General features: G+C 58.8%; 14 protein-coding genes and 1 pseudogene. 6 read left to right on the top strand and 9 right to left on the bottom strand.

All coding sequences use genetic code 11. The annotated features are described in order from the left end of the window. Positions 1-56: 56 nt before the first annotated feature. Entirely contained in the window at positions 57-401 is a 345-nt protein-coding gene (locus NTD87_RS18295) for a cupin domain-containing protein (protein WP_019691702.1), read from the top strand. 111 nt (positions 402-512) lie between these two features. Here NTD87_RS18295 and NTD87_RS18290 read toward each other — a convergent pair. From NTD87_RS18290 to NTD87_RS18280, 3 genes and pseudogenes are all read right to left on the bottom strand, one after another. Further along, positions 513-2,079: pseudogene (locus NTD87_RS18290) on the bottom strand (M15 family metallopeptidase). Between the two features lie 233 nt (positions 2,080-2,312). After that, the gene (mmsB, locus tag NTD87_RS18285; RefSeq protein WP_262115477.1) at positions 2,313-3,200 is read right to left on the bottom strand and encodes a 3-hydroxyisobutyrate dehydrogenase; all 888 of its coding nucleotides are present in this window, start codon (positions 3,198-3,200) and stop codon (positions 2,313-2,315) included. Between the two features lie 10 nt (positions 3,201-3,210). Continuing rightward, a complete protein-coding gene (locus tag NTD87_RS18280; RefSeq protein WP_262115476.1) occupies positions 3,211-4,734 on the bottom strand; it encodes a CoA-acylating methylmalonate-semialdehyde dehydrogenase in 1,524 nt (507 codons plus the stop codon). Between the two features lie 165 nt (positions 4,735-4,899). Between NTD87_RS18280 and NTD87_RS18275 the strand changes: the two genes are divergently transcribed. After that, positions 4,900-5,847, top strand: coding sequence for a LysR family transcriptional regulator (locus tag NTD87_RS18275; RefSeq protein ID WP_262115475.1), 948 nt, complete (start codon positions 4,900-4,902; stop codon positions 5,845-5,847). On the opposite strand, the gene NTD87_RS18270 is transcribed toward NTD87_RS18275, so the two are convergent. From NTD87_RS18270 to NTD87_RS18260, 3 genes are read right to left on the bottom strand one after another with little or no spacing between them, the layout of a single operon-like run. Then, positions 5,844-6,296 (bottom strand): OmpA family protein, encoded by a 453-nt coding sequence (locus NTD87_RS18270; protein WP_262115489.1) that lies wholly within the window; start codon positions 6,294-6,296, stop codon positions 5,844-5,846. The genes NTD87_RS18275 and NTD87_RS18270 overlap by 4 nt on opposite strands. 56 nt (positions 6,297-6,352) lie before the next feature. Next, the gene (locus tag NTD87_RS18265; protein WP_262115474.1) at positions 6,353-7,621 is read right to left on the bottom strand and encodes a diguanylate cyclase domain-containing protein; all 1,269 of its coding nucleotides are present in this window, start codon (positions 7,619-7,621) and stop codon (positions 6,353-6,355) included. Then, positions 7,618-8,193 (bottom strand): YfiR family protein, encoded by a 576-nt coding sequence (locus NTD87_RS18260; RefSeq protein WP_262115473.1) that lies wholly within the window; start codon positions 8,191-8,193, stop codon positions 7,618-7,620. Before NTD87_RS18260 ends, NTD87_RS18265 begins: the two co-directional genes overlap by 4 nt. A 349-nt stretch (positions 8,194-8,542) precedes the next feature. Between NTD87_RS18260 and NTD87_RS18255 the strand changes: the two genes are divergently transcribed. The 4 genes from NTD87_RS18255 to NTD87_RS18240 all read left to right on the top strand — a co-directional run bounded on the left by NTD87_RS18255 (position 8,543) and on the right by NTD87_RS18240 (position 12,946). Further along, positions 8,543-9,394, top strand: a complete 852-nt coding sequence (locus NTD87_RS18255; RefSeq protein WP_262115472.1) for a sugar phosphate isomerase/epimerase family protein — start codon at positions 8,543-8,545, stop codon at positions 9,392-9,394. Positions 9,395-9,406: 12 nt separating this feature from the next. After that, the gene (locus NTD87_RS18250; RefSeq protein WP_262115471.1) at positions 9,407-10,465 is read left to right on the top strand and encodes an isopenicillin N synthase family dioxygenase; all 1,059 of its coding nucleotides are present in this window, start codon (positions 9,407-9,409) and stop codon (positions 10,463-10,465) included. Between the two features lie 42 nt (positions 10,466-10,507). Next, positions 10,508-11,308 carry an ABC transporter substrate-binding protein gene (locus NTD87_RS18245; protein ID WP_262115470.1) on the top strand — a complete coding sequence of 267 codons (801 nt, stop codon included), beginning with the start codon at positions 10,508-10,510 and terminating at the stop codon, positions 11,306-11,308. A gap of 99 nt (positions 11,309-11,407) precedes the next feature. Then, entirely contained in the window at positions 11,408-12,946 is a 1,539-nt protein-coding gene (locus tag NTD87_RS18240) for an amino acid ABC transporter permease/ATP-binding protein (protein ID WP_262115469.1), read from the top strand. A gap of 69 nt (positions 12,947-13,015) precedes the next feature. Here the strand turns inward: NTD87_RS18240 and recD are convergent, their stop codons facing one another. The 3 genes from recD to recC are packed head-to-tail and all read right to left on the bottom strand — an operon-like array spanning position 13,016 to position 22,238. Beyond that, positions 13,016-15,103 (bottom strand): exodeoxyribonuclease V subunit alpha, encoded by a 2,088-nt coding sequence (gene recD, locus NTD87_RS18235; RefSeq protein WP_262115468.1) that lies wholly within the window; start codon positions 15,101-15,103, stop codon positions 13,016-13,018. Then, the gene (recB, locus tag NTD87_RS18230; protein ID WP_262115466.1) at positions 15,100-18,789 is read right to left on the bottom strand and encodes an exodeoxyribonuclease V subunit beta; all 3,690 of its coding nucleotides are present in this window, start codon (positions 18,787-18,789) and stop codon (positions 15,100-15,102) included. The genes recD and recB overlap by 4 nt, the downstream gene beginning before the upstream one ends. Further along, on the bottom strand, positions 18,786-22,238 hold the full coding sequence (recC, locus tag NTD87_RS18225; RefSeq protein ID WP_262115465.1) for an exodeoxyribonuclease V subunit gamma: 3,453 nt from the start codon (positions 22,236-22,238) through the stop codon (positions 18,786-18,788). Before recC ends, recB begins: the two co-directional genes overlap by 4 nt. Positions 22,239-22,369: the final 131 nt, after the last annotated feature.

Here is a 22,369-nt window from a genome sequence, read left to right as displayed (position 1 = left end):
CCGCGGCCGGGCGCTATAGGGTGCGACTTCAGTCCTGCCTAACGCTCGGAGTCAGCATGTCCAAACCCATTACCGTTCTTCGCGATACCCACCCACTGCCGGTGCTGGATGCCTGTAAATGGGAAAAGCTCGAAGGTGATCCGCACACCGTCAACCTCAACGCCTACACCAGCGAAGATGGCAGCAAGATCATGGGCACCTGGATCTGCACGCCGGGCAAGTGGTACGTGGAGTATGTGAAGTGGGAGTACTGCCATTTCCAGGAAGGCTACTGCGTGATCACGCCGGACGGCATGGAACCGATCCATCTGCGCGCAGGCGATATTTTCGTCATTGAGCCGGGGATGAAAGGCACGTGGGAAGTGGTCGAGACTGTGCGCAAGTATTTCGTCTTCGCCTGAATCTGCCCACCCTTGAGCAACCCCCTTCCCGAATGTACGTCGCTGGCTCGTATCGTCCCGAACACAGGCACTTGGGCCGGACATCGCTCAAGGCTACTTGAGCCAGCGGTATCAACGTTCGGGAAGGCCCCAGCCTGGGCGAAAGTGCTCGTATTCCGCCTCGGGCATCTGCACCAGCAGCGGCGTCTGGTGAGGGTCCAGCCAGTTGAACAAACGGGAAATATCCGCTTGATCCATGGCAGTGCAGCCAAGCGTCGGGGAGGTGGGGGCACGCCAGATGTGAAAGAAAATGCACGAGCCTGAGGCGGGTGACGCCGGTGTGTTGTGCTCGATGAAAATACCTTTTCGATACATGTCATCATCGCGACGCATGTGTTCGGAACTGTTCCAGTCCTTGGCTATCGTCGCCCCGTCGACAAGCTCGTTATAGCGTTTGGAGTGGCTGTCATCCACGCATTCGATGGTCGATGTCAGAGTGAGGTAAGGCAGTTTGGTTTTGGCCGTAGTGTCGTAACCAAAAGCCGTTCCAAGTGTGAAGATCCCGGCAGGCGCTTTTCCATCGCCTTCACGTTTGACCGGACCTTCAAGCGGGTCGACATCGCTTATACCCCGGCCCCAGGCCAGTCCGCTTTTGCCAACAACCACCGGAAACGACTCGCCGTATTTCTGAAACGTTTTCCCGTGCCGCTCATAGCGCTGGGCGGTCCCCTGGACGTCAGTCCAGTTTTTTGTGGTGACCACAATCAGCTGATTACTGGTGTCGAGCACCTGCGCCAGCGCTGCAAATGGAAAAAGAAGCACCCACAGCGACCAGGCTTTGAACAATGTACTCACCATTGATCGCTCCTTGATAAACATTGTGTGCACACAGTTACTGGTCCGTGACACTGGAGCCCAGTGGGGTAATGGGGAAGTCCATGACGTTCTTCAAAGCCCCCTCCCCGGTGTAGGTGAAGTGCCACCATTCTTTCGCGTATCCGGTAAATCCCTCTTTTTCCATGGCACTGTTGAGCCGCTGGCGATTTTCTCTGGCGGTCGCGTTGATCGTCGGGTTATCGGTGTGCGCTCGCTCATCGAAGCAATCGAAGCCTGTTCCCATATCGAGTGCACCATCGCGCCAACGCTGCTCATAGGGGGCGGCACAATCGACTTGCGGGGCTGAGGGGGTCCATATTCCAGCAGGTAGAACCTGGGGACTTGTCAGTGTCAGATCCACAGTGCCGCCTTTGGAATGATTCGAAACCCGTGCCACATACCCCAGACGCCAGAAGTCTTGCTTGTCCACGCGCGGATAGAACTCGGCCTTGCGCGGGTCGCCCGGTTCCGTCGCGAAGCGCCCCATATCGGCGACAGCACGGGCGGGCCGATAGCAGTCGAACACCTTCAAACCGTAGCCTTGCGCACTCAGTGCCGTTTGTACCCGAGCGAGGGCCTTGGCGGCGTCCAGCGACAAGATGCACTCCGCCGCCGCGTAGCCGTCGAGTGGGTGTCCGGTGAAGTTGTGAGCGCTGGCATAGCGGATATCTTGCGCGATGCTCGGATCAATCGTACGCAAATAGACCATATGCTCGGGCCTCGGCTCGGCACCGGCCAAGCATGGCACGACAATGCTCAGGCACAGGACTGAGCGTAACCAGGTCCGCGTGAGCAGGCGCTGCGAACACACCGCAAATAGCATCGAGAAAGACAGAGGTTTGAGGATGCATAGATGGCGCATGCGCGGCCTCCAAAGATGCTGGTTTTCAGACCAGATCAGGCGCAATGGGTCGGGGCTGGGACAGTACCAATGCGCAACCCGATGCACCAGTCATGCCGCGTTGAAGCCAGGGTAATCCCGGATTCAAAAAACCGAGAGCCCACCCGACGTGGGCTCTCGGAAAATACCGAGGAAATTGCAGCCTGCGGCAGCTTCTACAGGGGTTTGCGATAGCTGTTGATGATCGCCGAGAAGTCCTTGCCGCCTTCGCCACGTTGACTCATCGCCTGATACAACTGCTGAGCCACCGCGCCGAGCATCACCGGCTGGTGCGCCTGACGTGCCGCTTCAGTGGCCAACCCCAGATCCTTGAGCATCAGTTCGGCACCGAAACCGCCGGTATAACCACGCGACGCGGGTGCCGTTTCGACGATGCCCGGCCACGGGTTGTACATCTCCGAACTCCAGCAACGACCGGTCGAACTGTTGATGATCCCCGCCAGCACCTGGGTGTCGATGCCTAGCGCATCGCCAAGGGCCATGGCCTCGCTGACGCCGACCATGGAAATCGCCAGCAACAGGTTGTTGCAGATCTTGGCGATTTGCCCGGTGCCGACTTCACCGCAATGCACGATGTTGCGGCCCATCTGCGCCAATACCGGTTGCAGGGTGGCGAACAACTCCGGCGTGGCACCGACCATGAAGGTCAGTGTCCCGGCCGCAGCGCCACCAGTACCACCAGAAACCGGTGCATCAGCCATGGCCACGCCTTGCTTGGCCGCAGCGGCGGCGACATCGCGGGCGGTCTGCGGGTCGATGGTGCTGCAATCCACGGCGGGAACGCCCTTGGCGATCCCGGCCAGCACGCCGTCTTCACCCAGCCAGACGCTGCGCACATGGACAGCCGCCGGCAGCATGGTAATCACCAGCTCCGCACCTTGCGCTGCCTCACGCGCAGAAGCGCTGATGGTGCCGCCCAGTTGTGCCAGCTCGGCGAGTACGGCTTTGTTCAGGTCGACCAGGTTCAGCGAATGACCGGCCTTGATCAGGTTGCGCGCCATCGGCGCGCCCATGTTGCCGAGACCGATAAAAGCGATTTTCATGTCCGGCTCCTCAACGCAAATTGATGGTTGTGTTCACACCGTCATTGACGCTGTCATCATCAAACCAGCGACTGGTGACGGTCTTGGTTTGAGTGTAGAACTGCACCACTTGCTTGCCATATGGACCGAGGTCGCCGAGCTTGGAACCACGGGAACCGGTGAAGCTGAAGAACGGAACCGGCACCGGAATCGGGATGTTGATACCGACCTGGCCAACGTCGATTTCGTTCTGGAATTTACGCGCCGCCGCGCCGCTCTGGGTAAACAGGCCGGTGCCGTTACCGAACGGGTTAGCGTTGACCAGGGCAATGGCCTGATCGAGGGTGTCGACTTCCAGTACCACCAGCACCGGGCCGAAGATTTCCTGGGTGTAGATCTGCATGTCGGTGGTCACGCCGGAGAACAGGGTCGGGCCGACAAAGTTGCCTTTTTCGAACCCGGGGACGGTGATGTCGCGGCCGTCCAGCTCCAGCTTGGCGCCTTCCTTGATGCCGCTTTCGATCAGCTCGAGAATCCGTGCCTTGGCGCGTTTGGAAATCACCGGACCCACGTCAGTGCCTGGCTCGCTGCCGGCATTCACGTTGAGTTTTTGCGCCAGTGCCTTGAGGTCTGGCAACCACTGCTTGGCCGCACCCACCAGCACCACCACCGAAGTGGCCATGCAGCGTTGACCGGCCGCGCCGAAACCGGCACCGACCAGCGCATTGAGGGCTTGCTCACGATTGGCGTCGGCCAGCACCACCGCGTGGTTCTTGGCGCCCATCATCGATTGCACGCGCTTGCCGTGTTTGCCGGCCAGGTCGTAGACGTGAGTGCCGACTGCGGTCGAACCGACAAACGAAACCGCTTTGATGTCTTTGTGGGTGCAGAGCGCATCGACCACATCCTTGCCACCGTGAACCACGTTGAGCACGCCGGCGGGAACACCCGCCTCGATGGCCAGCTCAACCAGCAGCATGGTCGACATCGGGTCCTGTTCAGACGGCTTGAGCACAAACGTGTTGCCGCAGGCGATGGCCATCGGGAACATCCACAATGGGATCATCGCCGGGAAGTTGAACGGCGTGATGCCGGCGCAGACGCCGATGGGTTGGCGCAGGGTGTAGGTATCAACGCCGCCAGCGACGTTTTCAGCGAATTCGCCCATCTGCAGGCTGCCGATGGAGCACGCATGCTCGACCACTTCCAGGCCGCGGAAAATATCGCCTTCAGCGTCGGCAATGGTTTTGCCCTGTTCCGCACTGAGGACCACGGCGATGCGCTTGGAGTGCTCGCGAATCAACGCCTGAAGCTTGAGCATGATGCGCATCCGCGCGCCGATCGGTGTCAGCTTCCAGGTCTGGAAGGCACGGTGAGCGGCGCTGATTGCCGCGTCGACTTCCGCAGGCGTAGCGAACGGCACTTTTGCCAGCACTTGCTGGGTCGCCGGGTTGACGATGTCGTGCCATTCGGTGGTCTGGGACTCGACCCATTCACCGTTGATCAACAGCTTGACCTTTTGCACGGTGGTTTCTGGCGTGTGCGATGCGTTCATGTTCGTCTCCTGGCTTCTTGTGACTGAAGCGGTGTTGTTATCTTGGGAGCCAAGGCGAGAAAGTCGCCTTGAGATGAGGCGTGTGCCGTGAATTGGTTGTCGGACTGTTTTTGGAGTATAGATGTGCAAACTTCTAATAAGAACGCACATATAAGCCGGTCCAACATGCAAAAAAACATCACATCGCTAGGCTCATTAAACTGGGATGACCTGAAGTTTTTCCTCGAGGTCGCCCGTACTCGCAAGGCCAGCACTGCCGCCAAACGCCTGGCCGTGGATTACACCACCGTGTCACGGCGGATCAGTTCGCTGGAGGGTGCGCTGGGGACGCTGTTGTTCGAGAAATCGCGGACCAACGGCTTCGTATTGACCGCCGAAGGCCAGCGTTTGCTGGGGTATGCCGAGTCCATAGAAAGCACGCTGCACATGGCGTGCGAGCAGGTGTCCGGCTCGGGTGTGGCGTTATCCGGCCATGTGCGGATGGGCTGCACCGAGGGTTTCGGCAGCTTTTTCATCACCCCGCAACTCAGCCACTTTGTCGATGCCTATCCGGCGATTTCAGTGGATATCCTGCCGCTGCCGCACTTCATCAGCCTGTCCAAGCGCGAGGCGGACATTGTCATCGCCCTGGAGCGCCCGGAACACGGCCCTTATGTCTGCTGCAAACTCTGCGACTACCGTTTGCAGCTGTACGCGACCCAGGACTACCTCGACCAACACCCGCCCATCCGCCGCCCGGCAGACTTGGGCAAGCATCAATTCATCAGTTATGTCGACGATCTGGCGTTCAGCTCGGAGCTGCTGTACCTGGCCAACGTGCTGCCCGGCGCCAGCGCGAACCTGCGCAGCACCAGTGTGATTGCGCAGTTCGTGGCAGCCCAGCAAGGACGCTCGCTGGCGATCCTGCCGTGTTTCCTGGCGGCCCAGGACCCACGACTGCTGCCGGTGCTGCCGGAGGAAATCAACATCACCCGGCAGTTTTGGATGTACTGCCGCGAAGACCTGCGCAAGCTCAAGCGCATTACTCTGCTCTGGGACTACATCCGCGCCGTGACCGAGCAAAATCAGGCGCTATTGATGGGGGAGACCCGAACGATGCACTTTGCCGACTAGTCGGCGCTCACCACGATCGACACCCGGCGATTCTCGGTGCGTCCGGCGGTGGTGGTGTTGGACGCTACCGGCTCGTTGCTGCCAAGGCCGCGCAGCTGAACGTTCTCTTCGCGCATGCCGACACGGATCAGCACTTGGCTGACACTCTTGGCGCGGCGAAGGGAAAGCTGCTGGTTGTAGGCCTCTTTACCCGACCCGTCGGTGTGGCCATCGATCCGCACGCGCTCAATGTCGGCGCCGTGCAGTGCCTTGCCGATTCGCTCGACGATTTCGGTGCTCTGCGCGTTCAGGCTATCAACGTCGCTGCCAAACAACACCTTGCCCGACAATCCGAAGGCCCAGCCCTCCTCGGTCAATTCGAAACCCTGTTGTTTAAGCACGGTGATCTGTGCCGGGGTGAGGCCTTTTTGCGGTGCGGTTTGGCAGCCGCTCAATGCCAGCACGGCCATGAACAAGGTAAAGGTGAAGAAGCGCAGAGAACGCTGAGTATGTGAAAACAAGGCTGTTAACTCCTGGTTTGAACGTTGGCGACAAGGTGCTCCGACCCTGCCGTAAATTGCCCGCCTTGAGAAAGGCGTTTGGCTTGATACATTGCCGCGTCGGCAGCATCGAGCAGAGCACCGGGTGTGGCGCCATGATCAGGGTAAATGGCGATGCCGACACTGAGTGAGGTCAAGACCTGGGCTTCGCCCGGCAACTGAATCGGCAGCTCCATGCTGGCGATAATTTTTTCGGCAATCCGTTCGGCGTCTTCGGGTTTGTGCAGCGGCGTCAGCAGCACGGCAAACTCATCGCCACCCAGGCGCGCGACCAGGTCCTCTTCGCGCAACTGCGCCCGAACCCGGGTTGCCACCGCAACCAGCACAGCATCGCCGGCGGCGTGACCGAAGTTGTCATTGATGCCCTTGAACCGGTCGCTGTCGAGAAACAGCACGGCCACCCGTTCATCGTGTTTGTTGGCATTACGCAACGCACGAATCAGCCGACCTTCGAAAAATGCCCGATTCGGCAGACCTGTAAGGCTGTCATGACTAGCCTGGTGGGCCAGCGTTTCGTTCTCGCTTTGCAGGTGGGTTTGCCAGGACTCCAGCTCATCAAGCAAGGCATTGAAGTCATTGCCCAGGCTGTCCAGCTCGGCGATTCGCGCCGGCGGCACGCGCCGATCGAAGGCCCGCTCTCGGCGTGCGGCGTGAGCGACCTCGGCCAGGCTGCGCAGCGGACCGGTAATCCCTCGCAGTTGACGGCGTGCCAGATACAGCGCGACCCAGGCACTGACCGCCGTACACAAGACAATCCCGGCCAGACCGCTGAGCAAAAAGCGCATCAGACTGCCGCCATGCCCGGTCAGCAGGATGCTGCCGACTTCCTGACCTTGATGGAGGATCGGCATGTTGATGGGTTTTTCCAGAAGCGATCGGGCGATCTGCATTTCCAATTCGGAAACCAGACCGGTTTCCGGTCGCTGCCAACGGGCGAGCAACTGGCCCTTTTCATCGAACACCTGAGCATCGGCCACTTCTTCAGTGGACGCGATCAGCGCCAGCGCTTCGGTCGCCGCCGCGTTATCGTCGAACACCACCGCGGCTTCCACGGTGTAACTGATCGAACGGGCAATCAGGTGCAGGTTGTGATCGGCATACACCCGCAAGGCGAGCACCCCAAGCAAGGTCAGCGACAGACTGGCCATGGCCACCCCGACCAGCGCGACGATCAGGTGTCCACGACCAATGACCGAACGCAAGGTTGGGCGGATACCGGAGCTGAAAAAACTCATGGGGCCGCCGCTTTACGGCGAGAGAGTTGCAGGACGCTGGGGTGAATGCGCACACCGCTGCGAGCCACCGAGTCGAGGTTGACCTCAAATGACACTTGATGGTCACTGACCCGCAGGCAGAACAGGCTGCCCACCGTGCATTGATCGCCCCCCTCGCTGATGCTCAAAACCGGATGGCCTGCCAAAGAAGCGAAGAGCGTACTGCGCTCCTCATTGGTCAATTTGCCGATGTAGATCGCGTCACACTCACTGGCGATGGCCGGGTAATTGGCCAACAGACGCCGAACGACCACAGGACGTCCCGTGGCCTGAGTGGTGCCTTTGAGCAAATCGTCGGTGTACTCGGTCGGGCCGACCACGCATAAACGCAATTGCGCGGGCTCCACCGGCCAGCGAGCATAGCTGAGGATTCCCAACACCACTTGTGTGACGGACCTGGCGCGCTGATCAGCCATGCTCACTGGCGCCTCCGTTTGGGCGAAAACAGGGATGCTCAACAAACAGAAAAGGCCGGCCAGCAGTAGCGGCTTCCAACCAACAATGCGTTCTGTCGTCCAGACAGCCAGCTTCATGCAGGCACTCTCGTTGATCGTTACGAAGATGCCGCAACGATAGCATACCCAGTGAAAGGCTCACGAAAACGGCAACCTTCGATAGGCACCTATTTGTTTATAAAAGCCTGAAGTAACAATTTGGGGTTTCCTATTTTTCTCTGTTTCACGCCATGTCTACCATCGACGCCAATGTGACCCGTAACCGCACTGCGGTCCTAATAACAATAAAAGCTGACAGCGATGTAAGTGAGAACGGATCCACCGAGATCCGACTCATGAAAACCTTTTGCTACTGCCGTAACAGCTCGATTCGGTCATGCGCCGTCGTCGAGCCTTGAGTAGTTGAAGGTATCGCGGAGGTTCACCTATGAAACTTGAAATATTCCGTACCCTCTGGGGCTATCGCGCGAGCAAGGCCCAGGCACTCGATGAGTTGCTGGAAGCCGGCTTCGACGGCATGGAGGCCCGCCTGCCCCTTGAGGCCAGTGAGCGAGCCGAGTTCGGTGCCTTTCTGAAGGCCAATCGAGTGGGTTACATCAGCACGGTTTTTACCGCCTACGATGTGTTGCCGGAACAATCCGCGCCGCCTGCCGAACACCTCCTTGATCTGGACAAAAAACTCGCTTGGGCTGCCGAGCTCAATCCACGCTTCGTCAATGTGCTGGCCGGCAATGACCGCTGGCCGCTGGCGCAGCAGGTGGAGTTCTTCGGCCAGGCCATGGCGCTGGCACGCAAGCACGGGCAAGTCTGCAGCTTCGAAACCCACCGCTCGCGTTCGCTGTTCAATCCCTGGCTGACCCTTGAGCTGATCCGGCAGCTACCCGACTTGCTGTTCACCAGCGATATCAGCCATTGGGTCGTCACCTGCGAACGTTTGTTGAATGATCCGGCGGATGACCTGAGTGCCTTCGTCGAGCGCGTGCACCATATTCAGGCCCGGGTAGGTTATGACCAGGGCCCGCAGGTTCCCCATCCCGCTGCCCCTGAGTACGCCCGGGAACTGGCCTTCCATCAACAGCACTGGGAAGCCATCTGGCGCTCGCAACAGGCTCGCGGTTATCAGATCAGCACCCTGACGCCAGAGTTCGGTGCCGACGGCTACTTGCATCACCTGCCTTTCACCAATGTACCGGTCGCCGACTTGTGGTCGCTCAATATCTGGATGGCGAAAACAGAACGCGAACACTTCGATCGTTTCAACCACTCAACCCTTGCGTGAGGTGTTTGCAACATGCCTGAGAAGATAAATAACAGTGCGCCCCAAGCGAACTTCAAGAGCATTCCGGTGGTGGATATCGCCGGCCTGTTCAGTATCGAACGGGAACATCGACTGGCCGTTGCTGAACAGCTCGGGGTGGCCGCCAGTGACGTCGGCTTTCTCTACATCACCGGCCACGGCATTGATCCGCAGCTGATCACCAACTTGCGCCAGGCGGCCAAGGACTACTTCGATCAGCCCTTCGACACCAAGATGCAGCACTACATCGGCACCTCGAAGACGCATAAAGGCTATGTCCCGGAAGGCGAAGAGGTGTACGCCAAGGGTAAACCGGATCACAAGGAAGCCTTCGACATCGGCTTCGAAGTCCCGGAAAACGACCCGCTGGTGCTGGCGAACACCCCTCTGCTCGGGCCGAACGAATGGCCGTCGCTGCCAGGTTTCAAGGAAGCAGTGCAGGCCTACTACGCGGCGATCTTCGCCCTCGGTCGGCGGCTGTTCGGTGGCTTCGCCCTGGCATTGGGCCTGGAAGAAGACTCTTTCGACAGCATGGTCACCCGGCCGCCATCGAAGCTGCGCCTGATCCACTATCCGTTTGACGGCATGGCTCAGGACGCACCCGGCATTGGGGCGCACACCGACTATGAGTGCTTCACCATTTTGCTGGCTGACAAACCCGGCCTGGAGGTGATGAACGATCTCGGCCAATGGATCGATGCACCGCCTGTTCCAGAAGCCTTTGTAGTGAACATCGGCGACATGCTCGAAGTCATGACCGCGGGTGCGTTCGTTGCGACGGCTCACCGCGTACGTACCGTGAGCGAAGAGCGCTACTCGTTCCCGCTGTTCTATGCCTGCGACTTCCATACCCAGATCAAACCCCTGCCAAGCTTCACCAAGGGAGAGCAGGAGTATGAGCAGATCACTATTGGTGAACACATGTACGGCCAGGCTCTGCAGACTTACCAATACCTGCGCAAGCGGGTCGAAACAGGAGAAATCACTTTGCCGGAGAAGGCGCGTAAGCCTTCGAGCTTCGGACACCTGAAGAATCAGACACAACCATCCTGAACATTGCTGTCGGCCACTACTTTTCTAATCGGAGTCACCGAAATGCTCAACAAAAACAACCGTGCTGCCCGTTTGTCCCTGCTCGCCGCCAGCCTGTTCTGTGCAACCGCCAGCATGGCGTCCACCGCCACACCGGGCCAGTTGAAGATCGGCATGGAAATCACTTATCCACCGTTCGAATCCTATGACAGCCAGAAGAATATTGTCGGCTCCGATCCGGAACTGGCTCAGGCCCTGGCCAAGCAGATGCAAGCCAAGGCCGAGTTCGTCGATACCAAGTTCCCTAATCTGATTTCCGGCCTGAATTCCGGGCACTACGACGCGATCATCTCCGGCATGTACATCACGCCCGAGCGTCAGACGCAGGCCATGACCATTGGCTACGCCGTGACTGGCGCGGCGATCATGGCACCGAAAGACAGCGGTCTGAATGCGCAAACCCCTGAGGAGCTCTGCGGCCTGAAAGTCGGCCTGGAACAAGGCACCACTTGGGTCGCTCAATTGAAGAAACTCTCGACCGAATATTGCGTGCCGAACAACAAGGGCGCCATCACTGTCAGCGAGTTCCCGTCGGCACCGGAAGTGACTCAGGCCCTGCTGTCGAAAAACATCCAGGCCCAAATGGAAATCGCTGGCGCGGCGAAGATGATCGCCGAGCACACCAACGGCCGTGTCGTGGTCACCTCCCAGCATCTGGTCTATCCGCAAACCCTCGGCATCTTCGTCAAGAAAGGCAACGACGAGACCTATCAGGCGCTGCTCAAAGCGTTTGATGCCGCCAAAAAAAGCGGTGACTACGCAGCTATCCTGAAGAAGTACAACCTGGAAGAAGCGTCCAACTAAAGCTACGCCCCTTCGCGGGTCAGCACGCGCCTACAAAAACACCGCTCCCCATGCGGGAGCGGCTTACCCGCGAAGATTTCACCGCGGTTAGAGGTACTTATGCAATTCGATTGGTCGTACTTTTTCTCCCTGTTCGCAGACTCTGCCTTCTGGCAAGCCTGTGTCACCGTGATCGAGCTCAGTTCCCTGGCCTGGTTCATCGGCATGTTGCTGGGTTTTCTCCTCGCCTCGGCCAAGTTGTCTGCTTCCCCCTGGCTTAAATTACCGTCGGCGGTTTACATCTGGTTCTTTCGCAGCATCCCGCTGCTGGTGCTGGTGGTCTTCGTCTACAACCTGCCGCAATTGTTTCCGATGACCGGCTCGGTCCTGTCCAACCCGTTCTACTCCGGGTTGTTCGCGCTGGTGATCACCGAAGCGGCGTATATGGCAGAGATCCATCGCGGTGGCCTTATCTCGGTAGCCAAGGGGCAGAAAGAAGCCGGGCGTGCCCTGGGTATCAGCTTCCTGGGCTTGCAGCGTTTGATCGTGATACCTCAAGCCTTCCGCATTTCCCTGCCCACGTTGATCAACGAATACATCACCGTAGTGAAACTGACCTCGCTGATCTCGGTGATCTCCCTGACCGAACTGCTCACCGTCGGCCAGCGCCTGTATGCGCAAAACTTCCTGGTGATGGAAACCCTCGGCGCGGTAGCGGTGTATTACGTGTTTATCGTGAGCGTGTTCGGCTGGTTCTTGCACAGACTGGAACGCTATCTGGATCTGAACCAACGCAAACCACAGACCCTCGATGAAACGGCCGTGGCCCGACTCAAGGCACAAATCCAACCGCTGACCGCCACTACCGGCCTCCCATCCAGCCTCGGTGCGGCACCGGTTCTGCAATTGGAAAAAATCCACAAGCGCTATGGCAATCACGAGGTGCTCAAGGGCATCGACCTGACAGTCGGCGGTGGTCAGGTAATCTCGATCATCGGCCCGTCAGGCTCAGGCAAAACGTCGTTGATCCGTACTATCAATGGCCTGGAAAGTATTGATCAAGGTGAGATCAAGCTGTTCGGCGATAGCTTCATCCGCCACGACGACACCCCCAACAGCGCCCGGGTTCGCAATGGCGTGCGGCATATCGGGATGGTTTTCCAGAACTTCAACCTGTTCCCCCATCGCTGCATTCTCGACAACATAACCCTGGCACCGCGCTACCACGGCAGCCTCAAGCCGTTGAGCGAACAACGCGCCTATGCACTGCTGGATAAGGTCGGACTGCTGGCCCACGCCCACAAATATCCGCACCAGCTTTCCGGCGGCCAGCAACAACGGGTAGCGATTGCCCGGGCATTGGCCATGGAGCCGAAGATAATGCTGTTCGACGAGCCGACTTCGGCCCTCGATCCGGAGCTGGTGGGCGACGTATTGAACGTGATCCGTGATTTGGCAAAGGAAGGTATGACCATGCTGATCGTGACCCACGAGATGGACTTCGCGATGTCGATTTCCGATCGGGTCATTTTCATGGAAAACGGGCATATCCAGCTGGATGCAAGCCCATACGCCATACGCAATGAGCGGGCCGGGGAACGGGTCCGACGCTTCATGGGCATGACCTCCCAGAGCGAATTACTGCTGGCGGCCGAGTAGAAGACCCGAGAGCCGACCAGGTCTTTGTGGCGAGAGGTCAAATCCTCTCGCCACCGTCACGGCACCGGCTCACCCCAGCTCCAGCATCAACCCGCTCAAGCGCTTGACCTTGCGTCGTACGGACTCTTCAAAAATTCCGGTGCGTGGCTCGATCAGGCTGAACCAGTCCTTGGCGCGAGTGATTCCGGTGTAGATCAGCTCTTTGGTCAGCACCGGGTTCAGCGCATCCGGAAGGATCAACGCCGTGTGGGCGAATTCGGAACCTTGGGATTTGTGCACAGTCATAGCGTAGACGGTTTCCACGTCGTTGAGCCGGCTGGGCAGAACAAACCTCACCCCTCCCTGACCATCGTTACGGGCAAAAGCGACGCGCAGCACTTGGCGTCCGGCGTCCTGCCCATCGCGCTCAGGCAGCTTGAGGGCGATACCGATGTCGCCATTCATCAGACCAAGACCGTAATCGTTGCGCGTCATCAGTACCGGACGCCCTTCGTACCATTGCTGATCACTGTCGATCAGTCGCGCCTTGAGTAGCGCGCCGGTAATACGCTGATTCAGCCCTTCGACACCCCACGGCCCTTTACGCACGGCGCACAACAGCTGGAAAGCGTCGAAGGCCTGCAAGACATTACGTGCCCACTCGACCCAGCAGGGATCGTCAGCAGATGAGTCGAAAGACGGTCGCTGGTTGCGCAAAAGACTCAGGTAATGCCGATACCCCTGCGGACCTTCACCGTGGCCTTCGAGCAACAGTCGCTCAAGCGCCTTGTCTTGCTCACTCTTGAGGGCCAGCGAAAACAGATCAGCGTGACTGCGGGCAGCCAGCAATTTTCGAGCCTCGTCAGCCTGCTGCCGATTGACCCAGCGCGCCAGTTGGCCAATGCCGCTGCCCTCGCCAAATCGTCGCGAGTGACGCAGCATTACGACCTGCTGGGCCAGCGGGTGACTGGCGTCGGTGTCTTCCTGCAGACCGCTGGAACCGAGGTCTTCACCACTGACGACCTCCAGCCAGTCGCGAGTCTGCGGACTGTACCAGCCGGCTTCGGCATCGCGGCACAGATCACCGAGTACGGCGCCGGCTTCCACCGAAGCCAGCTGATCCTTGTCACCGAGCAACACCAACCGGGCATGTATCGGCAACGCATCGAGCAGATTGGCCATCATTTCCAGGTCGATCATCGAGGCTTCGTCGACCACCAGTACATCCAGCGGCAAGCGATTACCGGCGTGATGGCGGAAATGCCGGGTACCCGGCCGGCTGCCGAGCAGGCGGTGTACCGTGGTCACGTCAGAGGGGATTTTGTCCCTGACACTGTCGGCAACCTGCAGTGTGCGAACTTGCTGACTGATGGACTCTGTCAGCCGCGCGGCGGCCTTGCCCGTGGGTGCGGCCAGTCGAATGCGCAGTGGCTTGCCCGCCTCTACCGCAGGCGCCTGAAGCAGAGCCAGCAAACGCACGACCGTGGTGGTTTTGCCGGTTCCGGGCCCTCCGGTGACGATGCTGAATGCGCCACGGGTGGCCAGGGCACACGCAAGTTTCTGCCAATCAATCTGCGCGCAGGAGTTGGCCTGACCAAACAAGCCACTCAGGCGTTCGGACAGGTCATCGGGCGTTGACTCATGGGCGACAAGACGTTGGCGCAGCGCACTGTCGATGCGCCGTTCATATGTCCAGTAACGGCGTAAATACAGTCGCTTGCCGGACAACACCAACGGGCGCTGCAGTGCTTCGTCACCCCCATCGGCAGCCAGGGCCACAAGGCCGCTGGACGCCAGGACCTTGCACCAGTGTGCCCCCTCCAATGCTTCAAGCAATTGCGATGGCAACAACAGAGTACCTGTCTGCAGATCACCTTCCGGTGGCAGAGAAAGCGCGAAATCCGGTTCCTTGAGCGTCTCGAACAGATCAAGGCACACATGCCCGTGACCCAGTTGATGGCTGGTCAAGGCTGCCGCCAGCAGCACCAGTGGATCGCCGTCGGGCGCCAGTTCGTGGAGAAAAGCGACAAAGGCTTTGTCCAGTGCACGAAGCCAGCCACGCTCGACCCAACGTTCGAGCAACAGCAACAGGTCGTCGGCTCGGTTCAACGGCATCAGTTGCGCAAGGCTCTCGGCCGTCAACGGGGTGGGTAACAAATCGGCGAAAGTGCGACTCATAGCAATACACCCTGCTCCCAGGCCGGTTCAGGCCTGGGTTCTGGTTTTCCCTGGAACAGCCGGTCCAGACGTTCGATCAACTCCCGTGGCGGACGGGCGAAATACACACCCTGGCTGGGTGCCCGAGTGCCTCGAAGGAACAGATACAAAGCGCCGCCCATGTGCCGCTCGTAGTCGTAATCAGCGAGCCGCACCTTGAGCTGGCGGTGCAGCGCCAACAGGTACAGCGCGTATTGCAGGTCGTAGCGATGGTCGAGAATCGACTGCTCTATTGCCTGCTCGGTATAAGCCGAATCGTCGGCACCGAGCCAGTTGGATTTGTAATCCGCGACGTAGTAACGCCCGGCGTGCTCGAACGTCAGGTCGATAAAACCTTTGAACATACCGTTGAGCAATACTGACTCGGCGAGCACACGAGGGGCACCGTCATGGGTGTATTGGCGCACCAGTTCGTCGAGCTTCAACACATCGACTTTATGGCTGGCAAACCAGAACTCCATCTCGACCCGGTACTCGGTCAGTTGCCCGAATACCACGGGTGGTTGCTTAGCACCGATGCGTAACGGCGTTTGCAATACGTGCAGCAGCCAGTCGCTCAGGGTGTTGATCCAGCCCTCCCAACCGCGGCGATTGCAGCGACGCGCAATGGCGTTTTCGATAGATTTCGGGTCTGTGGTGAATCCTTCATCGCCCGCCCACTCCAGCAACCCATGGAGAAAAGTCCCGGGATTAGGTCCGCGCGGAAAGCGATGGATATCCCCACCGCTGGCAAGCACTTCGCGTGGCGCATCCGGATCAAGTCGCTCGTCGTCGAAGAGCTTTTGCGCCTGCGGGCTTTCCGGCGCCTCGTCGCTGCCGGTACTCAGGCTGTCGCCAATGCGCAATGCACTGTAGGAAGCGATCCACCAGTTCTCGGCCGCCTTGCGTTTCGGTATCAGCGGCGCGAGCAACGTTGCCTCATTGCGTGGAGGGTGAAAACGTTCGTCCGTGGCTTCCGGCATCTCGCCATAGCTCAACGCCGTGCAGTTTTGCTGCAAGTCCTCCAGCCAACACTTCAGGCCCGCCGATTCGGCCAGTTGCTCGCCGCCTCCCAACAGATAACCCAGCGCAGAGAGGTGCAATACCGAACTGTTGTTATTGCCACGTTTAAGGTCGGTGACGCCGAGCCAGCAAGCGTGCTGGGCACGGGTCAGTGCCACATAGAGTAGACGCAAGTCTTCGGCCAGACGCTCATTGTCCGCCAGGGCAATCAGCTCGGGGGTTGGGCTCAGGGTTACCTGAGCCTTGCCGGTCGCATCGTGGTAATGCAGCGGCAGACGACTGCCATCCACCGGTTTGGCCGAACAGATGAACGGCAGAAAAACCAATGGATACTCAAGGCCCTTGGACTTGTGGATAGTCACCACCTTGACCAGTTGCTCATCACTTTCCAGACGTAGAATCTGCTCTTCGCCGGCCTGCCCCGACAACGCCAGATGCTCGGACAAATGACGGATCAGGGCTTGCTCGCCATCGAGTTCGGCAGCGGCTTGTTGCAACAGCTCCGAGAGATGCAGCAGGTTGGTCAGTACGCGTTCGCCATCGCTTCGAGCAATCAAGGCCTGAGGCAGTTCAAAATCGTGGAGCAAGCGTCGCAGCATTGGCAGGACACCCTGACTGCGCCAGGCCACCCGGTACTCGCGAAACTGCATGACGCGCTTCTCCCAGGCCAACTCGTCCTGGTTCAAACGCTCCAGCTCTGTCAGTGACAGGTTCAGCGTGATGCTGGCCAGTGCTGCACGCAGCGGCCGCTCGACATCCGGTTCGGCGCAGGCCTTTAGCCAACTCAGCAGATCATGAGCCTCTTGGGCCGCGAACACCGAGTCCTTGTCTGACAGGTAAACACTGCGTACACCCCGAGCGGACAACTCGTTGCGTACGGCCTGGGCCTCTTTGCCATCGCGTACCAGAATCGCGATATCCGCCGGGAGCAGCCCTTGCAGATCCTCTGTCCCGCGGACAAAACCCGCACGCCTCTGTTGTCCGCCATTGAGCAATGCGGTGATTTCACTGGCGCAAGCCGCCGCCAGTTGCTGTCGGTATACCACTGCGGACAACGGCTGCTCGCCGGACAACTGCCAGATATTCAGCGCCGGTACAGCCTGACCGTTGATCTGCAAAGACTCTTTGCGGCCCTGAGACTCGACCGGCAGAAATGGAACCGGGTTTTCGCCGCTCTTCTCACGGAACAGAAACGCCCCATGTCCTTGCTCGCGGGCTTCGGCACGCTGGAAGACGTGGTTCACCGCATCGACCATCCCATGGCTGGAGCGGAAATTGGTGCCCAAGGTATGCAAGCGGCCACTCGTCGCCTGACGCGCGCGCAGATAGGTGTAGATATCGGCGCCACGAAAGGCATAGATCGCTTGCTTAGGGTCGCCGATCAGAAACAGCCCGCATTCAGGGTTGTTGTCTTCGATGCGATAGATGCTCTCGAAGATTCGGTACTGCACCGGGTCGGTGTCCTGGAATTCGTCGATCAACGCGACCGGAAATTGCTCGCGGATCAACGTCGCCAGACGCTCACCACCTTCGGCCCGCAACGCGGCGTCGAGCCGCAACAACATGTCGTCGAAGCCCATTTCAGCACGACGACGCTTCTCTTCTTCAAAGCGTGCACTCACCCACTGCGCGGCATGTTTGAGGACCGCCGCGTCCGGGGTCGGCAATGCATCGAGACTGGATTTCAGGCCCGGCATGGCGTCCAGGCCCGGATGACTCGGTGCCTGGCCTTTCCAGGCCTCAGCCATGCCATCGGGTGTCAGACGATTGAAGCCGGTGCCGATATCCAGTTGCTCAAGGCTTTCTTCCTCGGCCCAGGCACTGATTTTCTCGAACCAGGGCTCGAAGTAACGCGCTTGCATCTTGCGGCCGTCGACAGACTTGCTGGCAACGCCTTGCAGACAGATCTCACGCAACTCCTGCGCCCAGTGTCGCCAAGGTGCCTTGAGTTTCACCAACGCGTCACGTCGCTCTTGCAAGCACTCGGCGATCAACTCGGCTGGCGCCGTCCCCTCATCGGCATCATGCTCACTGGCGAACAACCCACGCACCCGAGGCAACAAGGCGGCCGGACCGCCCCAATGGGTACGAACCCAGTTCAGCGCATCACCTTGCATCGGATAGCAAAACAGCCGCCAGTAATCACGCAGTACTTCGCCGAGCAATTCGCTATGGTCGGTTTCCAGTGTTTGGGTAAACAGGCTGCCACTGTCGAACGCATGCTCGCGCAGCATCCGTTGGCACCAACTGTGAATCGTCGAAACCGCAGCTTCATCCATCCACTGTGCGGCGATATCCAAACGGTTCGCACAACCGGACCACTGTTCGGGACTGAACTGCCCACGTAACTCGTCAATCAGGCTGTCGGGTGCTGGAGTTTCATCGCGGAAAAACCGCGCAGCCTCTGCAAGACGAGTGCGGATCCGTTCACGCAGTTCCTTGGTGGCGGCATCGGTGAAGGTCACCACGAGGATTTGCGGTGGCAGCAGCTCACGGCCAAAACCGGCAGACTCGTCACCGTGACCAAGCACCAGGCGCAGATAGAGCGCGGAAATGGTGAAGGTCTTGCCGGTACCGGCGCTGGCTTCGATCAGTTGACTACCGCGAAGCGGGAAGGCTAATGCCAGAGGAACTTTCGCCGTCATGAGTGCGACTCCTCACTGGTCAATGAGCGCCAAGGGGCTTCGAACAGTGGGCGGTAGAGTGCGTCACACCAATCGATAAAGGTTTCATCGGCTACCAAAGCGTTGTAATCGGCAAATTGGCGAGCCAGTGCGGGACTTTCACGACGCTCGCCGTCGGTAGTCTGACCGTCTCCTTCGTAGGCCTTGCGAGCGGCAGCGGCAGCTTTGACCGGATCAGTCTGCCCCAACCAGGCGAAAGCAGTTTTTACCGCAACGGGCAGTGGCTGGCGCATACCTGATTGCCAGGCTTGCAGCAGATTGCCGAGCGTTTTCAGCGCGGCATCTTGCTCGATAGGTGAGAGCAGCAAAGTATCGTCACTGGCCACCAAACCCGTGGTCATCGACAAGCCGCTCGCGCAGGCCACAAGGTGGTTCACCCAAGGTCGGGTCAGACGATGCCATTTGCGGGTCTTGATCGAACCAATGCTGTTGGGGATCGTAGTAACAGCCAGCAACCCGCCATCGCTGCGTTGATGAAGGCCACTGAGCCAGCCTTCCAGGCTCACTCCCTGCAATTGGAGTGTCACCGGTAAAGCACTGTTTTGCGGTGTCGGCCACAACACCAGCAACTGTCGATAACGTTGCAGCAGATCCGGCAGCGGCTCGATCAACTCACGTTGCAAGCACTCGCCGAAACCGGCCATCGGCAACAGACCGCTGTCCTGCAACCTTTTAGCCTGTGCATGCAGAGCATGATCAGGTTGATCGGGGTTAGCCAACGCAGATTCAAGCAAGCTGTCACTCAGGCTGTAGCGTTGCAATGCGTCCAGCACGAAGGGTTCCTCGTCTGCCAAGGGCGCTTCAGCCGCTTCAAAAAATACCTTGAGTCGCTGACTGAAAAAATGGCGCACGGGGTTACGCAGGAAATCCTGTAGCTGACCAAGACTCAGCGGTTCTTCCTGTACATAGGCATCAAGCACTTCCAGGGCTGGAGCGCAGTCATGCTGTTCATGCAACAACTGCCATTCTCGGGCATAGCTGAACAGTTGATCGCCTTCATGGAAATAACGGGCACTGAAGGGTTGTAACGGATGCTCCTGAGTCACCGCCTCAAGGAGTTCCTCACTATCATCGGCGAGCTGCCAGCCGTTAGACAGATGGTCCCGCAGTTGACCGATCAATACCGATGCGGGGCGCTCGCTATTGTCGCGAATGCTGCGCCCGACCCAACTGATATAAAGCTGATCCCGCGCGGAGAGCAAGGCCTCGAGCAACAGATAGCGGTCATCCTCTCGCCGCGACCGATCACCGGGCCGGTAATCACTGCCCATCAGATCGAAGTCCAATGGCGGTTGCGCACGCGGATAATCACCATCGTTCATGCCCAGCAGGCAAACAAGTTTGAAAGGGATCGCGCGCATCGGCATCAACGTGCAGAAGTTCACTGCACCTGCCAGGAAGCGTTGGGACAAGCGACCCTGGTCGAGACCGGCCAGCCAGGCCTCACGGACCACCGTCAGCGGCAACTCGTCCTGCAAACCAACCGATTCGCAGGTCTCCAGCCAGGTTTCGCGGAGCAACTCGAGCTGAGCCAGCAGATAGTCGTCGTGCTCATTGCTCGCGAGGAAAAATAGCTGCACCAACGCCTGCAGGCGTACACCCCATTGTTCGGGTGATGCAGGTTGCGTGAGTTCTCTGTGAGCGATCTGCAAAGCATCGAGCAAAGCTACCAACGGGCCAATCAGTGCGGCATCCAGGCCGCCGATTTCATCATAGGGTTCGATGCCATCGCAGGAGTGACCACTGCCAACGGCATAACCCAGAAGCATGCGACGCAAGCCAAAACGCCAACTGTTTTGCTCAAGCTCATCGGGTAAACCAAGACTGGCGCGCTGTTCAGCGTTCATGCCCCAGCGAATGCCAGCCCCTTCGATCCAGCGATGCAAGGTCGGCAGGTCACGCTCCTCTACTCCGAATCGAGCGCGCAATGCTGGAACGTCCAACAAGTCGAGGATCTCACTGACCGGGAAACGGCTGTCAGGCAATTTCAGCAGATGTTCGACCGCGATCAGCAGTGGATCACGGCCACGCTGGCCCTGGTCAGTCAATGTAAATGGAATAAAACGCCGGTCCTCTCGCTCAAGTTGACCAAACACGGCACGGATGTGCGGAGCATAACTGTCGATGTCCGGGACCATGACAATCACATCGCGTGGACGCAACTGCGGATCAGCAGTGAAGCGCGCGAGCAACTGATCATGGAGTATTTCCACTTCACGCTGGGCACTATGGGCAACGTGAAAACGGATCGACTCATCCTGACTCAGATCGACCGCAGGCCAGAGCAGGCGGGTTTCACTCAGTGGACGTAATTCAAGGATGTCATCCTGCAATTGATTGAGCATATTCAACGGTTGGCTTTCGCTGAAAAGGTCGATGCGCCCATCGCGAAAAGCAGATCGATAGCTGTTCGGATCGTCATAGCTGTCGAGCAGGTTGATGTAGTCACGACCTTGCTTGCCCCAGGCTGCCAGTAGCGGGTGGGCATGTTGATGCAGGGTCTGTGGGTCAAGTACGACCGGCATGCCGGTCTTGCGCGCCTGACGCTTGTATTGGTGCCTTAAAAGGTCTTTATCGGCGACGATGTCAGCCCAATGATGACGACATGGGTTGTGTACACAGAGCAGAACCTGACTGAAGCGAGCCAATCCTGCGAGCGCTTCCAGAGCTTGGGCGGGTAGCGAAGAAATACCGAAAACGATCACCCGGGAAGGTAAACCTTCAGGCGCAGTATTCAGGCCAGAGATTGTTTCAATGAAGCGTTGGTGAACGCCTGCGCGGCTTTGCGCCATGCCTTGCTCACCAACATCCAACAGCAATGCTCGCCACAACTCAGCCTGCCAGCAGTTGGCCGGCGTGAGCGGTTTGGCCTCACCTCTGCCGTTACGCAGTTGATGGCGGCCGGCGGCCCAGTCTTCCAGCCAGTCCGCGCGGTACACCTGATATTGGTCAAACAGATCCGCGAGCCGCTCTGCAAGCTGATAGCGTTTACGCAGATCGGTATCGTGAGTCAGGAAACGTTGCAGCGGTTCGAAGTGCGGCTGATCGATCAACTCCGGCAAAAGGCGCATCAATCGCCAGGTCAGCGGGGCCTTGTCCAGCAAGGACTTCGCTGGAATCTCATCACGTCCAAGCACCGATCGATAAAGTTGCCACATAAAGCTGCCGGGCAACTGCACATCAATGGCCGCAGCTATGCCACAGCCGCCCATATCGTCATCTTCAGGGTCTTCGGCCAACGCCAGCTTCAACCATTGGGCAATACCGTTGCTTTGTACCAGAGCGATTTCATTTTCCAGGGGAGCAAGCGGATAACGCCGCATCCAACTGACCACCAGGCTACGCAGCTCATCCAGGCGATTGCCGTGAACCACCATAAAACCAGCACTGAGGAACGTGGCGTCCGCCATAGGGGCTTCCTTGGAAAGATACAAAAGCTAGGGCCGAACCTTAGCATTGTCAGGTGGCTGTGACAGCCGGGAGCTGTCCGATGTTGCCGTACGAACTTTCTCGCAGGCAAAACAAAACCCCTACCTGCATG

The sequence above is a fragment of the Pseudomonas sp. 6D_7.1_Bac1 genome (assembly GCF_025465945.1).
GTDB lineage: Bacteria > Pseudomonadota > Gammaproteobacteria > Pseudomonadales > Pseudomonadaceae > Aquipseudomonas.
This window is presented reverse-complemented; position numbering and strand designations above follow the sequence as displayed.